Source organism: Mesorhizobium sp. RSR565B, from assembly GCF_054719465.1.
The window spans coordinates 1,149,105-1,164,348 of the sequence record NZ_JBTTIE010000001.1; the positions used below are offsets into that span (position 1 = coordinate 1,149,105).

Annotated in this window: 17 protein-coding genes; 3 read left to right on the top strand and 14 right to left on the bottom strand. The window is 62.4% G+C overall.

Annotated elements, in window-relative coordinates:
- Positions 1-141: 141 nt before the first annotated feature.
- On the bottom strand, positions 142-306 hold the full coding sequence (locus ACYG9R_RS05605; RefSeq protein WP_023667766.1) for a hypothetical protein: 165 nt from the start codon (positions 304-306) through the stop codon (positions 142-144).
- 1,010 nt (positions 307-1,316) lie between these two features.
- On the opposite strand from ACYG9R_RS05605, the gene ACYG9R_RS05610 reads away from it, so the two are divergent.
- Together ACYG9R_RS05610 and ACYG9R_RS05615 are read left to right on the top strand one after the other, a co-directional pair.
- A complete protein-coding gene (locus tag ACYG9R_RS05610; RefSeq protein WP_023682764.1) occupies positions 1,317-1,976 on the top strand; it encodes a L,D-transpeptidase in 660 nt (219 codons plus the stop codon).
- A 10-nt stretch (positions 1,977-1,986) separates the two neighbouring features.
- The gene (locus ACYG9R_RS05615) at positions 1,987-2,499 is read left to right on the top strand and encodes an OmpA family protein (RefSeq protein ID WP_023667764.1); all 513 of its coding nucleotides are present in this window, start codon (positions 1,987-1,989) and stop codon (positions 2,497-2,499) included.
- 306 nt (positions 2,500-2,805) lie between these two features.
- Here the strand turns inward: ACYG9R_RS05615 and ACYG9R_RS05620 are convergent, their stop codons facing one another.
- From ACYG9R_RS05620 to ACYG9R_RS05665, 10 genes are all read right to left on the bottom strand, one after another.
- Complete coding sequence (locus tag ACYG9R_RS05620) at positions 2,806-3,675, bottom strand: SDR family oxidoreductase (protein WP_023707232.1); 870 nt, start codon at positions 3,673-3,675, stop codon at positions 2,806-2,808.
- Position 3,676: 1 nt separating this feature from the next.
- The gene (locus ACYG9R_RS05625) at positions 3,677-3,841 is read right to left on the bottom strand and encodes a hypothetical protein (RefSeq protein WP_023710084.1); all 165 of its coding nucleotides are present in this window, start codon (positions 3,839-3,841) and stop codon (positions 3,677-3,679) included.
- A 23-nt stretch (positions 3,842-3,864) separates the two neighbouring features.
- Entirely contained in the window at positions 3,865-5,631 is a 1,767-nt protein-coding gene (locus ACYG9R_RS05630) for a thiamine pyrophosphate-dependent enzyme (RefSeq protein WP_023710085.1), read from the bottom strand.
- Positions 5,632-5,641: 10 nt separating this feature from the next.
- Positions 5,642-5,785: a hypothetical protein gene (locus ACYG9R_RS05635; RefSeq protein WP_023686882.1), complete on the bottom strand. Its 144-nt coding sequence runs from the start codon at positions 5,783-5,785 to the stop codon at positions 5,642-5,644.
- A 132-nt stretch (positions 5,786-5,917) separates the two neighbouring features.
- Positions 5,918-6,106, bottom strand: a complete 189-nt coding sequence (locus ACYG9R_RS05640; protein WP_023707234.1) for a hypothetical protein — start codon at positions 6,104-6,106, stop codon at positions 5,918-5,920.
- 174 nt (positions 6,107-6,280) lie between these two features.
- On the bottom strand, positions 6,281-6,526 hold the full coding sequence (locus ACYG9R_RS05645) for a hypothetical protein (protein ID WP_023707235.1): 246 nt from the start codon (positions 6,524-6,526) through the stop codon (positions 6,281-6,283).
- A 13-nt stretch (positions 6,527-6,539) separates the two neighbouring features.
- Positions 6,540-6,755 (bottom strand): hypothetical protein, encoded by a 216-nt coding sequence (locus tag ACYG9R_RS05650; protein ID WP_023686879.1) that lies wholly within the window; start codon positions 6,753-6,755, stop codon positions 6,540-6,542.
- Positions 6,756-6,942: 187 nt separating this feature from the next.
- The gene (locus ACYG9R_RS05655; RefSeq protein ID WP_023707236.1) at positions 6,943-8,070 is read right to left on the bottom strand and encodes an NAD(P)/FAD-dependent oxidoreductase; all 1,128 of its coding nucleotides are present in this window, start codon (positions 8,068-8,070) and stop codon (positions 6,943-6,945) included.
- A 60-nt stretch (positions 8,071-8,130) separates the two neighbouring features.
- Positions 8,131-9,672: an amino acid ABC transporter permease/ATP-binding protein gene (locus tag ACYG9R_RS05660; RefSeq protein WP_023820869.1), complete on the bottom strand. Its 1,542-nt coding sequence runs from the start codon at positions 9,670-9,672 to the stop codon at positions 8,131-8,133.
- A gap of 94 nt (positions 9,673-9,766) precedes the next feature.
- Positions 9,767-10,609 (bottom strand): ABC transporter substrate-binding protein, encoded by an 843-nt coding sequence (locus ACYG9R_RS05665; protein ID WP_023823606.1) that lies wholly within the window; start codon positions 10,607-10,609, stop codon positions 9,767-9,769.
- A gap of 212 nt (positions 10,610-10,821) precedes the next feature.
- On the opposite strand from ACYG9R_RS05665, the gene ACYG9R_RS05670 reads away from it, so the two are divergent.
- The gene (locus ACYG9R_RS05670; protein ID WP_023707239.1) at positions 10,822-11,916 is read left to right on the top strand and encodes a LacI family DNA-binding transcriptional regulator; all 1,095 of its coding nucleotides are present in this window, start codon (positions 10,822-10,824) and stop codon (positions 11,914-11,916) included.
- Between the two features lie 177 nt (positions 11,917-12,093).
- Here ACYG9R_RS05670 and ACYG9R_RS05675 read toward each other — a convergent pair whose 3' ends face one another.
- The 3 genes from ACYG9R_RS05675 to ACYG9R_RS05685 are packed head-to-tail and all read right to left on the bottom strand — an operon-like array spanning position 12,094 to position 15,223.
- A complete protein-coding gene (locus tag ACYG9R_RS05675; RefSeq protein ID WP_023823607.1) occupies positions 12,094-13,512 on the bottom strand; it encodes an NAD(P)/FAD-dependent oxidoreductase in 1,419 nt (472 codons plus the stop codon).
- Positions 13,509-14,372, bottom strand: coding sequence for a PfkB family carbohydrate kinase (locus ACYG9R_RS05680; RefSeq protein WP_023695150.1), 864 nt, complete (start codon positions 14,370-14,372; stop codon positions 13,509-13,511). The genes ACYG9R_RS05675 and ACYG9R_RS05680 overlap by 4 nt, the downstream gene beginning before the upstream one ends.
- Complete coding sequence (locus tag ACYG9R_RS05685) at positions 14,369-15,223, bottom strand: sugar phosphate isomerase/epimerase family protein (protein ID WP_023686872.1); 855 nt, start codon at positions 15,221-15,223, stop codon at positions 14,369-14,371. Before ACYG9R_RS05685 ends, ACYG9R_RS05680 begins: the two co-directional genes overlap by 4 nt.
- Between the last annotated feature and the right edge of the window lie 21 nt (positions 15,224-15,244).

Below are 15,244 nucleotides of genomic sequence, written 5' to 3' on the forward strand. Positions count from 1 at the left end.
AAGCGGTGTCTCTTGGCTGTTAGGCGCCCGGCCAGCACCCTTTAGGCTTGAGCTATTCCCGCAGTCCCGCGAGACGCCAGCCGTGACAAAAAAGGCTTCGCATTGCTGATCGAGGAACGATCGAAGCCGACCAACGCAAGGTCACTCGGGCGCTCGGTCTTCCAGCAGAACGAAGGATGCGGCGATCAAGTCGTCGCCATTGATACGTCCTTGGCTGTCCTCCAACATAGTTGCAACCTTGTGGAAGGCCATCATTTCACCCGCGTCAATCTGCGCTTCACGCATCTTGGCTGTGAGATCAGCCACGCGATTTCCTAACGAATGTGATTTTGCAGTCTCGCAATTCGACATGATTAGTCATCCTTTGCCTTGGGGTTTCACGCTGCCGAACGCAATGCTTCAGCGGATGTTCCGAATTTGGCCATCAGTCTTATGGGATAGGACTTGCGTCTGATTGCGGTTGGAAGAAGCCCGAACGGCGGAACACGCAGCCGGACGCCGAATTGGAAACCCACCGTCGATCGAAGTCCCTTGTCGCCGGTTGAGATCCCGCCATCTTCACTGTCGAGAGGGTGGCGGGATCGCCTTCCGAGGAGCGAGCGCATATGAGGTAATAGATATTTGGCAGATGTACTCACGGCCATCCTGCTCGCTTCTTTTGTCTGCGCATGTTCATTCTTTTCGGGAAACCCCATCTCTCCAACAACACGCAACAACCGCGTTGCTACCCACGATTGATGCGATGACAACTGCATCAACAAAGCAAAGCCTCTTCGCCTAAGGTGCGATTGCCGCGGGCTTTTTCGACTTGAAGGTCGTCCAACGCGCCCGGTGGTCAGGCCATGGCGTTCAGCGGGAGCCAGGTAGACTCATCGCGAAAATCCCGCAGCGAGGCATGTCGCAAGTCCTCCTCGCCGCGTGCGGATACTGGAATCCGCCTGGCTCGTTGTGACAGGCATGCGAAGATGAGTGTCGGCGCATGGACGCGGAAAAACCCGCCAGCGTGAGCCAGCGGGCCTTGTGATGGGATGGCCCGCGCGTGCGGTCAAGGCTGCGCGGGCCGACCATGATGAATGAGGGGACATCTTGGTCACCGGCACGACCGATGAAGAACGAGCCGGGTGTGACAAAACACCCTTGGAGCGAGAATGTTCCCGTCCGCACAAAAAAGCCCGCCGGCGTGAGCCGGCGGGCAGCCGCTATTTTGCCGTCAAGCGGACAGACCGCTTGCGGCCCACCCACTGCAGCATTTTCCACTTTGAGCCGGAATCATTCTCAACTATGGTTCGCCAGGCTTAAGGCATGGGGGATTGCCGATGGTTTTATCACGCAGGGGTGTCGTGCTCGGCGGTCTGGCGCTGGTCGCGGTCGGTGGAACCAGCAATATTGTTCAAGCCGCGGGGGCAAAATCCTTTTTCGCCGGTACCGCCAGCGATAACGATTTCGTCTATCGCAAGACCAACTTCGCCAAGATCGACAAGAGATGGCATCGCCAGATCGTCAAGTATTTCAGCAGCGAGCCGGTCGGCACCGTTGTGGTCGATACCCGCCACCACTTCCTCTACCTCATCATGGAAAACAAGACTGCCATCCGCTACGGCGTCGGCGTCGGCAAGGAAGGCTTCAAATGGTACGGCCGCGCGACGATCGATCGCCGCGCGCTGTGGCCGCAATGGGTCCCGCCCCCCGAAATGCGTGAGCGCAAACCGGACCTGCCGCCCATGATCGCAGGCGGCGCGTCCAACAATCCGCTCGGGCCGCGCGCGCTCTATCTGTACCGCGACGGCGCCGACATCGGCTACCGCCTGCATGGCACGCTGGAGCCATGGAGCATCGGCACCGACGCTTCCAGCGGCTGCATCCGCATGTTCCCCGAAGACATCATCGACCTCTACCAGCGGTGCCCGATCGGCACCGCGGTGGAGGTCCTGCCGCACATCGCCGACCAGGCGCCCGCTTCCACCACTGTCGAATGATTGGCGCATCATGAACCGCATGATTGAAAACACGCGCCGGCTGCTCGCCGCCGGCCTGCTGGTTGTGGCCACATCCTGCTCGACCAGCAACACGCTGGCCCCGTCGACGCCCGACGTCACCAACGCCGAGATTGCCGGCTTCCAGAACGTGCAGCCGGGCAGCGAGGAGGATTTTATCCTCAATGTCGGCCGCCGCACCTACTTCACGAAAGGTTCGGCCGCGCTCGATTCTGTCGCCAAGGCCACCCTCGACACCCAGATCGCCTGGTTGACAAAGCATCCGCGCTGGCTGCTCAAGCTGCAGGGTTTCGCCGACGATCCCGGCGCAAGCGAAACGGCGCTGTCACAGCAGCGCGCCGATGCGGTGATGGACTACCTCGCCGCCGGCGGCATAGACCGGAACCGCATGTGGGCCAAGGGCTACGGCAAGGACAGGCTGGTCCGCGACTGCCCCGACTCCGCCTGCAGGTCGCAGAACCGCCGCGTTGTGTCTAATTTGCGCGATGAGAGGGACGAGTCGTAGAGGCTGCTGTTTTGCTGGTCGCCAAATCAGTCTCACAACGCGACGGCGGCATGGCTGCAATGCGCCTATCGGGGACATTCACCCAGCGTTTGCCCCTCCCCGAAAGCTGACGCTCCGGTTGAACCCGGAGTGAAGTCAGCTTCCCGTCTACCAACCTCCGGTTCAGGGTCTGGTGGGAGGCTTCGGCATCCGCCTCGACCAGTTTGCGGACGTGGCGGTTGTCCGCGATCCTGATCGCGCATGAGCCTCGCCACATGTCGGTGTGCTACCGGGAGTGGGCGCCGTGGAGCTGGCAGGTACGCTCGCTCAAAGCATCGGCCGTCCACCGGTGACCTCGTAGAGTGCGCCGGTGGTGTAGCTCGATCCTTCCGAGGCAAGCAGCACATAGGTCGCTGCAAGCTCTGCCGGTTGCCCGGGACGCTTGAGCGGTGTGTTCTTCCCGAACTCCTTGACCTTCTCAGAGGGCATTGTCGACGGGATCAGCGGCGTCCAAATCGGCCCGGGAGCGACCGCGTTTACCCGAATGCCGCGTTCAGCTACCAGTCCTGCAAGTCCGGCGGTGAAGTTGGCGATCGCTCCTTTGGTAGTGGCGTAGGCAAGCAGTGCCGGCGATGGACTGGTCGCGTTGATCGAGGATGTGTTGATGATGGTCGAGCCGGGTTCCATGTGCTTCACTGCTTCCTGGGACAGATAGAACATCGCATAGACATTGGTGCGAAAGGTGAGATCCCATTCCTCCGCGCTGATGTCCTCAAGCTTCTCGAACGACGCCTGGTGGGCTGCATTGTTGACGAGGATGTCCAGGCGCCCGCATTCATCGATAGCTCGCTGCACAAGCGACCGCGCGAAGATTTCGTCCGAGATGTCGCCGCGTGCGAGCACCGCCTTGCGCCCCGCTTCCTCGACCAAGCGCGCCGTCTCCTGCGCGTCTTCGTCCTCTTCAAGGTAGGAGATGATGACGTCGGCGCCTTCGCGTGCAAATGCGATAGCCACCGCCCGGCCGATGCCCGAGTCCGCGCCGGTGATCAGCGCGACGCGGTCCGTCAGCTTACCGCTGCCGCGATAGCTCTCCTCCCCGTGGTCAGGCCGTGGATCCATCTCGTCGGTGTAGCCGGGCATGTCCTGCTGCTGTTCGGGAAGCGGCGGCTGAGGATATTTCTGCTGGGCATCCTGCATGTCAGGTCCTTTTTTGGTTGGAGTTGCGGTTGTGTCGATCCGGTTCCGTGATCGGTCCCTTGGCGGCTTTCGAGCCACCGCCCCATTCCTCGGCCTTGCACGCTTGGTCGCCGCCCATGAGGTCCGGCGAACCGCGATTTGCGGTGCCGCTGTCGGTCTTGTTCAACTCGTGCTCCTTCTTGCGTGTGGTCAGTCTTTCTCGCCGGCGGTAATCATCGACCTCAGCGGCTCTTGCGCCACATTCGCCTCGATTTCCGCGCGTCCGGGGGTATCCGGTAGCGCCTTGCGGAAATTTCTCGCATAATCCGGTGGCATCTTCGGTGGCATCATCGGTTCGTACGGGTCGACCACGGCCTCGATGACCACCGGACCCTCAGCAGCCAGGGCAGCGTCGAGAACACCTTCCACCTCCTCGGCGCGAGAGACGCTGTAGCCGATGCCGCCCATGGCTTCGGCGGCCATGGCGAAGTCGATGGGCTGGAGTTCGCAGGCGAATTGCGGGTTACCGAGGAACATCATCTGCTCCCAGGCGATCTGATTGAGCATGCCGTTCTTGAGCACGAGCACCTTGAGTGGGACCCGGTACCGAACTGCCGTCGAGAACTCGCCGAGTTGCATCGCGAGACCGCCGTCGCCGACGACCGCGAAGACCGGCCGGCCGGGAAAGGCCAGGCCCGCGGCGATCGCATAGGGCAGTCCGCATGCCATCGAGGCCAGCGCGCCCGAGACGCCGAAGGCCTGCCCGTCACGCAGCTCGATATGGCGGGCCGCCATCTCGGTGTTCTGGCCGGAATCGGCAACCAGGATCGCATCATCGGGCAATCGTTTCCCAAATGCGCGTGTAACCACCTGGGGCTTGAGCGAAGTGGCGGCCTTTTGCTCCGACTGCGCCATCATCTCGCGCCAGCGTCGCATGCCCGCCTGCGCCTTCTCGAGGAAGCTGCGATCATCCTTGCGCTTCAGGCGCCTGTTCAGCAATCGCAGCGTCACGGCGGCATCGCCGGCAAGGCCGGCCTCAACGGGATAGCGCAGGCCGATGCGCTGCGGGTCGCGCTCGATCTGCACCCCGCGCGCCTGTCCCGGCTTCGGGTAGTATTCGATGTAGGGAAAGGTCGAGCCGACGACGAGCAGCGCGTCACATTCCTCCATGATTTCCTGCGACGGCAGCGTGCCGAGAATTCCGATGCCGCCAGTCGTCAGCGGGTGATCGTCGGGCAAGGCAGCCTTACCGAGCAAGGCCTTTGCGACGGGGGCACCAAGCAGCTCCGCCGTCTCTTCCAACTCGTGCCTGGCACCAAGCGCGCCCCGACCGGCGAGGATCGCGACCTTCGTCGCCCCGTTCAGGATCTCGGCGGCTTTCGCAAGTTGTTCTTCGTCGGGAAGCCTGCTTCCTTCGAACCAACGATCCGGCGTATGCGACGGTTTGTTGCGCTTCGAGCGCTTGGCTTGGTAGAGCGTGTGCTCCTGCACATCGCTGGCGATCGACAGATGCGCAACGCCGCGACGTGCCAGCGCCGACCTGCAGGCGAGACCGGCCAGGCTTTCCATATGCGCCGCGTCGGAGACCTGCGCGTTGAAGACGGCGACATCGCTGAAGACGCGCGTCAAGTCGACATCCTGCTGGGTGAAGGTCTCGATGAGGTCGTGGAACTGCATGCCGGTAATGGCGAGCACCGGCGCTTGGTCGAGCTTGGCATCGTAGAGTCCAGTCAGGAGGTGTGTGCCGCCAGGGCCGGAAGTTGCGAGGCAGACACCGAGCTTGCCTGTCCATTTTGAGTAGGCGCACGCCATGAACGCCGCGGATTCCTCGTGCCGCACCTGAATGAAGCGGATGCGGTCCTGCCGCTTGCGCAGCGCCTCCATGATGCCATTGATGCCGTCGCCCGGCAGGCCAAAGATGATATCGACGTTCCAGTCGATCAGCGTCTCGATGAGGATGTCCGCGGCGGTCGGCATGTCTCAGTCCTTACCGCGATGCGGATCCCGCCGCCTGGCTGCTCTTGTTCGCGGTCTTGTCAGTCTTACGCTGGTCTTTGTTGCCGCCGCGATTGCCGCCATGCAACTCGTCGGAAGATTGAGCGGTCTTGCCGTCTTCCAAATTAGTGGCCATGCGCAAAGCTCCCTACATCCGGCCTGCCTAACCAGAAAGTCGGTGAGATGTTCCGTGCCCGAAGGCAAGGCCGCCTAGTCAGGTGCCGAAGGCAAACGTGTCAGTACCACCCGATGAGGCGCTGTTCGGCAGTCAGCGGCTGAACAGGCGAGGTGCGATCGAACAGACGAAGGCATCGAACTGCTGCGAGGCCGAGGATTGCATGTAGTGGCCGAGGCTGTCTGATCGCCAAAAGCTCTCGCGGCAGAGCTGGCCGATGTTCAGGTCGCGTCTTCGCAGGTCCCTATAGCCAGAGCGCAACGCCGCCCGGACCGTCCCCATAGGCGAACTCCTCGCACCCCTCGTCGACGATTTCTCGCGCGGGATTCCGCCTCAGTGGCGAAAGGACTCGTTCGTCGCGCACACCGCGGCGGGCGATGTGCGCCTCGACCATGCGGTGCCTGGCGTGCCGGTAGTCTGGGATGGCTCCTCGATAGCCTTAAAAAGACGGCAGGCTTAGTCGTCCTGCCTGCGCTTGTGGTGCTCGCTCTCCTGGTTTTCGCCGCGGATCATCTGGCGATCGTCCTTGTCGGTCAATTCCACGCCCTCGTCGCGTAGATTGGCGCCGTCTTGCCGCGCCTCGCGCTCCTGCTTGGATGTCTTCAGCTCATCCTCGGCATTGAAATCGTCGCCGGCATTGCTGGAGTTCTCGCGCTTTTCGATGATGCGCAGCTGCTGCTCGTGGGTCTTCCGGCCGGCCATGGCAAGGTGCCTCCTACTTGTTCGTGCGTCCGGTCTGGTCAGGGTTGATGCCGCCCTGAGGCGTGACGTCGTTCTCGACATCGCCTTCGAACGTATTGTCCCCATCGAGAGCATCGCTCTCGTCGAGCATATCGCCGCCCTTGACCGCGCCCTTCGAGGTGCCGATTCCCGGGTTGTCTCGCAGATCCTTGTCCGTGGGCTGTTTAGTCTTGGGGTGTTGGTTGGTCATGGAATTTCTCAGCGCTGGTTGAGCTTGGACGAAAGACGGTCCTGGCGCTGTCCAACTTCAACGTGGAGAAAATGTTCCGGAACATATTCGCTTGTCAGGTGCGCGTAAGCGGCCAGGCGGCCGCCGTCTCGGCTAGCGAAACTCCAAGCATGCCACATTACATCCCATTCCGAGGCGAATTGGCAGGCTAAAGTGAAAATCGAGACGGTCGAAAGCTTGCAAGGAGTGGGTGCTCTGTTCCGGTGGCGATCTCGGTTGCAAGCAGTTCGCCGGCAATCAAGCCAAGTGTTGCGCCGCTGTGGCTGAAGGCGACGTAATACCCCTCGATCTCCCGCAACTGGCCGAAGACCGGCTCGCCGTCTCCGGGGATCGGCTTGGGCCCGACACCGTAGCTCTCCAATTCCAATTTCGGATGACCGTCGAGAACATTCGACGCTTCGTCGAGAAGCCCCTGGATGGTCGATGCTTTTACGCGATAAGTCCCGTCCGGATTGACTACCACCTCTTTTTCCGACCAGGCAGAATCGAGCGCGAGGGCGCCATCAGGCGTCGGCCGGATGGCGACGCGCGGCGTGTTGAGCACGGCGCGTAGAGGCAAGTCGACTGGCTTGGTGCTGACCAGCAGCGCGATCGGTGTCCCATCGGCAATACGCTGACCGGCCACGGCAACCATTCGCGGCACATCCGCACCGGTCGCCAGAAGCACCGCGTTGGCGGCGAAGCTGATCCCGCTGGTGGTGGTGACGCCGGTGGCGCGGCCGTTGGCGACGGTGACGGTAGCGCTTCCGGCCTCGGTGACCACCTGGCCGCCCCGCTCCACGAATTCCGCGATCAATATTTCGATCAGCGACGGCAGGTCGACCCAGCCCTCGCCCGGGTTGAAGATCGCGCCTTGAGGCGTGACAGCGCTTGCGCAGACACCCGGCGCGACCAACCTTATGGCGTCCGCGGACAGATGCTGCGCATCATAGCCGAGACGTTTTTCGTGAGCGAAGACATCGGCGATCTCGTTTGAGGCATCGTCCGCATCCCACGTCAGGCCACCGTCGAAACGCAGCCAGGCGGCATCCGGGCATCGCGCCGACAAACTGCGGTAGCGGTCGATACCGATCATGCGCAGGCGATGATATTCAGCCGAGCGCCTGCGCGCCGAATTGATCCAGGCGAGCGAGCGGCCGGAAGCTCCCTTGGCGAGCGGTCCATCATTGACCAGCACGGTCTCGATGCCGAGCCTTGCAAGATGAACGGCCGAGGAGACGCCAAAAATGCCGCCGCCGACAACAACGACCTTGGAAACCTGATGTGATGCAGCCATGAGATATCTTTCACTGGTGGAGGTTGGTTTGGGCGGCCGTCTTGAAGGGCTCATGCGTGATCAAAGCACTTCGGCAAGGAAGTGCTTCAGACGTGGGCTTTTCGGCGTGTCGAAAATCGCTGCAGGCGTGCCGGCCTCGATGATGCGGCCTTCATCCATGAAGACGACCTGATCGGCGACCTTGCGGGCGAAGCCCATTTCATGTGTCACCACGACCATTGTCATGCCGCGCCGGCCGAGATCCGCCATGAGGTTGAGCACGCCCTTCACCAGTTCGGGATCGAGTGCGCTTGTTACCTCATCGAACAAGATGACCTCCGGGTCCATCGCCAATGCACGAGCGATTGCCACACGCTGCTGCTGGCCACCGGAAAGGCTCCCTGGACGGTGGTGTTTGCGGGTCGCAAGCCCGACGTCGGCAAGGCGCGCCTCGGCGATGCGCTCAGCTTCCTGTACAGGGAGCCCCTTTACCTTGGTCAGCGACAGCATGACGTTTTCGAGCGCGGTGTGGTCGGGAAACAGATTGAACTGCTGGAAAACCATCCCGACACGCCGGCGCAGTTTTTCAGGCTTCATCGCCAGGATGCTCGCACCATCGAGCAACACCTCACCGCCCTTGGGCTCGACCAGGCGGTTGAGGCAGCGCAGCAGGGTCGACTTGCCCGAACCTGATGGGCCGATCACGCATGTGACCGTGCCAGGCTTGACTGCCATGCTGACGCCTTTGAGAACATCGAGGTCGCCATAGGCCATGTCGAGATCGGTGATGGCGAGACTGCCGCCCTTGAAGCGGGGCAGCGCTGAGCGGGCATCAGAGCCGGCCTCCGAAGGTGCACTGCCGGTGGCGCCCTCCAGTTCGCTCACTTCGGCCAGGCCGCTGATGACGAGGCCGGCCTTTTGCTTTCCGACCCGCAGCGAGTTGTCGATGTAGTTGACCACATGGGTCAACGGCACGGTGATGACGAGATAGAACACGCCGGCCAGAAGCAATGGCGAGAGGTTTCCGGTGACCACTGCCTGGTCCTGACCGACACGGAAGATCTCGCGCTCCGAGGCGAGCAGACCGAGGAAGTAGACAAGGCTTGAATCCTTGACGTTGCCGATGAACTGGTTGACGAGGGCCGGCAAGACGCGGCGGATGCCTTGCGGGATCACGATCAGGCGCATGCCTTGGCCGTAGCTCATGCTGAGCGCCCTGCAGGCCTCCATCTGCCCGCGCTCGACGCTCTGGATGCCCGAGCGGAATATTTCGCCGATATAGGCGCCGGCGATCAGGCTCAGCGCAAGAATGCCGAGCGGAAAGGGCGAAGGGCCGAAGATTTCACGGCCGATGCGGGCAAAGCCCTGGCCTATCAGCAGGATGGTGACGATCGCCGGCAGCCCACGGAATATATCCGTGTAGACCCGCGCCGGAATGCGCAGCCAGCGCGATTGCGAGATGCCCATGACCGCCAGGATCATGCCGAGAATGACACCCAGCACCGTCGACGCGGCGGCGAGGATCAACGTGTTCTTCAATCCGATGGTGATCATGCTGGGCAGCACGTCCGCCATGGCCTGCCAGTCGAGGAAACTGCGCCGCAGGTTTTCGAGCCAGTTCATTTGCCCCCCTTTCGGTTGCGCTATTCACATCGTCCGCATCAAGGACGGCGGCGTAATCCGGCCGCCGGCATGAGAGCCAGCGGCCGGGTACGGTCTACTTCTTGGGAAGATACTGGTCGGGCATCGGCGAGCCGGGGAACCACTTTTCATAAAGCGTTTTCCAGGTGCCGTCCTGCATGGCCTCGTGAAGGGCGGTGTTCAGCGCATTGCGGAGCTTGTCGTTGCCCTTGCGCAGGACGAAGCCGGCCGGCGCGTCAAAGGAAGGAATATTGACCGCGATCTTCAGGTTCGCATAGCGAACGCCATAGTCCTTGGCGGCCTCGTAATCGAGGAAATGGGCATCCACTGTTCCATTGTTAAGTGCTGAAACGGCGGAGTTGTTGTCGGGGAATTTGACGAGATCGGTTCCGACAAAATTCTTCGCCGCGTAGATTTCCTGGAGCGTGCCTTGCACGACGCCGAGACGTTTGCCCTTGAGCCCGTCCGCCGACGTGATCGACTTGTCGGCGGTAAGCACGGAGAGATAGCCTGCGATATACCCGTCGGAAAAGTCGACGGTCTTCTTGCGTGCTTCCGTCGTGCCGATTGCCGCGACCGCGACATCGAAGCGCTCGTTTGCAACCGAAGGCATAAGCGCCGAGAATTCCTGGCCGGTGAAGATCACCTGGTCGGGCTTGAATCCAAGGCGGCTCGCCACGTTGCGGAACAATTCGATGTCGAAGCCGGTGAACGACCCATCGGCCTGGGTGAAAGCGTAGGGTTTGGCATCGCCCATGGTTCCGACGCTGATGACCTTCGCATCAATGAGGCCATAGGGATTGTCATCCGCGGCGGCCGCTCCTGAAACCAGCGCGGCGCCGACGCACATCGCCATAAGAGCCATTGCGCCGGTTCTGACCGGGCACATCAACGACTTGAGAATTTCTTTGCTGCTCATGTCTTTCTCCACTCTGAAGGTCTGTTCTTCTTGGTATTCCGTCGAGCCGCCATCTGGCGCCCCGACATGCCGTTGACGAGATTACGGTCCGTCACGCCTCTCGGCTCCACTCCTTTTAAAGAGACCGGTCTCATATTGCGTGAGACCGGTCTCTTTGTTAATCGTTATCGCCACGTTGACCTCCCGTCAACAACTCTTGTAGTCGTCATCCGATGAAAAGAACCGCCCCCAAGACCCCGTCGATAACGGTCAGCGACGTCGCCCGCGCGGCCAACGTTTCGAAAGCGACAGCCGCGCGCGTGCTCGGCGGATACGGCGTCGTCAGCGACATGATCCGCGCGGAAGTCATGGCCGCGGCCAAGGCCTTGGACTATCGTGCGAACGAGCTCGCCCGCAGCATGACGACCGGCCGCTCCGGCATCATCGGCGTGGTTGTCGGCGACATCGAGAACCCGTTCTTCAGCCTCGCGGTACGCGGCATCAGCGACGCGGCAAAGGCAGCCGGGTTCAACGTCATCCTGGCCAATTCCGGCGAGAAGATCGAGGCGGAAAAGGCGGCCGTGAAACTGCTCATCGGCAAGCGCGTCGACGGGCTGATCGTCACGCCGTCGGAATCGCGCGACATCGCGCACCTGCGCGATATCCACCGCTCGGGCCGACCGCTTGCCCTGCTGGATAGGGCGCTGGCAGATCTGGATGTCGATACGGTCACGACCGACGATCGCGGCATCGCCATGCTGGCGACCCGCTTTCTAGCCGATGCCGGCCACCGCAACATCGCCTATGTGACCGCGGTCGACGCCGAAGGGCACGAGTACCGCGATCTCGGGCAGATCTACACCTCGTCGGTCCGTGAGCGCATCGACGGTTTCCTCACCGTGTGCCGAGAGGCCGGACTTGATCGGCCAGAACGCTTTGTTCGCCTTGGCGCGACAAGCCCCACCGAAACGCGCAGGGTTGCCGGCGAGATGCTGTCGGCGCCGGATCGGCCAACGGCGATCCTCGCCTCCGACAGCGTCATTGCGCTGGAGATCTTCAAGGTGACCCGCGAGCGCGGCCTGCGGGTTCCCGACGACATTTCGCTCATCACTTTCCATGATGCGGACTGGACGAGCGTCACCACGCCGCCCATCACCGTTATCGACCAGCCCGTCTACGCGCTTGGCAAGAGCGTCGCGGAATTGCTCATCCGGCGATTGAAGGGAGATTCCCGCCCGGCGGAAAAGCTCATTTTGCCGACCGCCATCATTGCACGCGGATCCGTTGGCCCGCCCTCGAATGGAAAGCCGCAAGTGCGCCAAGCATAGGTGTGACGGCGATACGGCCCACATGAATACGTTAGAACAAGGTCGACGCACTCCGCTTTAAGAATGTACGTCGATCAACCCAGCAAGCACCCTGATCGCAATGCCGCGTCCACCGTCATCGGGACGGCACGTGCCGGCTCATGGTTTGAAGAGCGTGACGATGAGCCAGATGCCCGGCTACTTCTTGGGCCTGCCTGGCTTCAGGGCTGCCAGAAGATTGGTGATCCTGCCCGCCTTTCGGTTGCGGATCTCGGCCTCGTTCTTGCGGCGGACCGCGGCGCGGACAAGCCTGGCGCCGAGATAACGCAAAGGCTCGGGCGGCAGCGACATGCGCCGCTCGATGCCGACCAGACCACTTTCGCTCCAGCGATCCTTTCGCTCGAGCACCAGGCTCGCCAGAATGCGTCCGGCTATCGGCGTCTGCGCGATGCCGGTGCCGTTAAATCCCATGCCGTAGAAGATATTGGGATGATCGCGCAGGTGGTCGAAGACAGGAACGTGTTCAGGCACGCAGTCGATCGGCCCCGACCAGTCATATTCGATCGCCACACCGCGCAGCGACGGGTAGACCCGATGCAGCTCTCGCATATTGTCGCGGCCGTGCTCCGGGCTGCGGTTGAAGCTGGCGCCGAAATTTCCACTGAAGGCGACGTTGCCGCTGCCACGACCGAAGACCACCCTGCCCCCGATGGTGCGCTGGTAGTAGAGCACCTGGGCCTGGGAATCGCAGATCGAGGCACCGTCGCGCCAACCGATGCTGTCGAGCAGTTCGGGAACGGCGGCAGTGGCAATCACCTCGCTGCCGACGACATAAAGATGTCGCCGCAGTTCCGGCAGCGCGGAAAGCCAGGCGTTGGCGGCAAGCACGATTTTGTCAGCCCGTACCGCGCCATGCGCCGTGCGCACCGTGCATGTCATGCCGGGTTCGATGGCGAGGACCGGGCTGCGCTCATGGATGATGACGCCGCGTGCCAGTGCCAGCTTGCGCAATCCGATGGCAAGTTTGGCGGGATGGACCGTGCCGGCAGTGGTCTCGACGACGCCGACATAGGAGGCCGATGAACCGGTGCGGCGTTGAATGTCCTCGGCTGTCAGCGGGCTGAAACGGTTTTCTCCAACAACCGCCGTCAAGGCCACGGCGGTCTCCCAGGCGCCTTCCTGCGCAATGGAGCTTGCTGTCCACAACCATCCGTCCAGCCTCAGGTCCATGTCTATGGTGCCGTTTTGCTGCAGCGTCTTCAGCTCCGCGATCGATGCCACCGTGTCGGCGCACAGCAGGCGCGCTTCCTCGAGACCGACGACCGCACTGATCTGGTCGATTTCGGCGAACCATGAATGGACCTGACCGCCGTTGCGCCCCGAGGCCCCCGATCCGCACAGATCGGCTTCAAGGATCACCACCCGCGTTTGCGGCGCAAGTTCAAGGATCCGCAGCGCCGTCCACAGACCGGTATAGCCGCCACCGACGATCACCACGTCGGCGCGCTCGTCGCCTCGCAATGGCTCCGTCGCAGGGGCGGCGGCAATGTCCTGCAGCCAAAACGACCGGTCAGATGCAAGCGCGACCGCAGGCTGCCGCAAACGAACTGTACTCACGCTTGGGCTCCCTGCGCATCGACAATGAAGCTGGCATATTTGGCTGGCAGCCAATCGGGTATCGGACGCGGTCTCTGGGGAAACCCGCCAAGATGGGTGCAGGTCTGCGCCGCCGCGATCGACGCCCTGTGCAATGCCTCCAGGGCGCCGAGGCCGCCGAAATGGAAGCCGGCGAGGAAAGTGGCAATGAAACTGTCGCCGGCGCCACACGTATCCACGACATCGACAAGCGTCGCCGGCGCATGCACGACATTCGTGCCATCGTCGAAGTAGGAGCCGCGTCGACCACAGGTCAAAACTACCTGCCTTGCGCCGGCCGCCCTGAGCGCGCCCAGCGATGGCTCGATGGGAACATCGACATCGTCCGGTCCGGACGCAAACAAAAGCGGGACACCGTCGAGCGGCAGCGCCATATGGGCGGTCGATAGATCGATGCTGAACGGCACATGGTCCGCCACCAATCGTTGAACAAGGTGCTTGTTGGCGTTGGTGCCGAGATGCACCCAGTCGGCCGCGGCGATGACCGCATAATGCGCGGGCGCCGGCATGTAGTTTTCGCCCACACCGAAGGATTCGTGCAGGAACTTCCGGTCGCCGGATTCATCGCGCAGCAAGGTGACGGCCGTATCGCCGGGACGCCGTTCGACGTCGTCCGGAGATAGGCCGGCACCTTGCAGTTCGGCAAGCACCACGTCGCCTTCGGGATCGTTCCCGACGGCGCCGAAATAGCGCGCGGACCAGCCGTTGCGCCGCCATTGCGCCGCGACATTCAAGGCATTGCCGCCCACCGTCATCAAGTTGTTGGTCAAATAGGCATCAAGGCAATTGTCCCCGACCGCGATAAGCTTTTTCGACCTCATGCCGGCACCGTTGCGCGATCGATATACGGCGCGATGGCGCCAAGGCAGCGTGTCCAGGCTTTTACCGGATCGAGCGCGTAGGAGCCGTTGCCGAACGGCTCGAAGGTGAACTTACCGGCATAGCCGAGGCGCGCGAGTTCGCTGACATAGTGGTCGAGCGGCAGCGTGCCCTCCCCCCACACCAGATGCCCGCCTGGCGTGCCGTCGACCAGATGAACATGCGCCAGCCGCGAGCCGAACAGGTCGACATAGCCGGCCACGGTGTCGCCGGCCGTGGCCATGGCGACAGTGTCGAGCACGATATCGATATTGCCGGCGCCCACCTCATCCAGCATTTGGCGCAGGCCTGCCGCATTATTGACGAGGTTGCTCTCGAACCGCTGCAACGGCTCGAGCAGGCAGCGCACCCCGTTTGCGGCGGCGCGCCGGGCGATCTCGCCGATCGAACCGACCGCGCGGTCCCATGCCGGTTGCCGGGGTTCGCTCTCGTAGCCCCGGCCGGGCGTCAGGAAGAGATAGCGGGCGCCAAGCGCCGCGCAGATGTCGGCTGCACGCCAAAACCGCTCGATGCTGTCCTGGCGCAGTGCGGCGTCGCCGGAGGCAATGTTGATTGGATACAACACCTGCTCAGGCGTAAAGCACCAGGCCGACAGCTCGTTGTCGGCGAGTACCCGGCGAACGGATTCGACACGTGCGTCCGTGGCGTGGAACAGGTCCAGATGCTGGGCAATCCCCCACAGCTCGATCTCGCGCAGGCCAAAGCCTCGGATCGTCCTGGCGACCTCATCGAAGGGGAAGTGCTGGAAGCTGAAATTGGCTCCGATCAGCTGATGAGCAGCGAGCTGCGGCATGAAGGCTCCTTTCGGGAATTG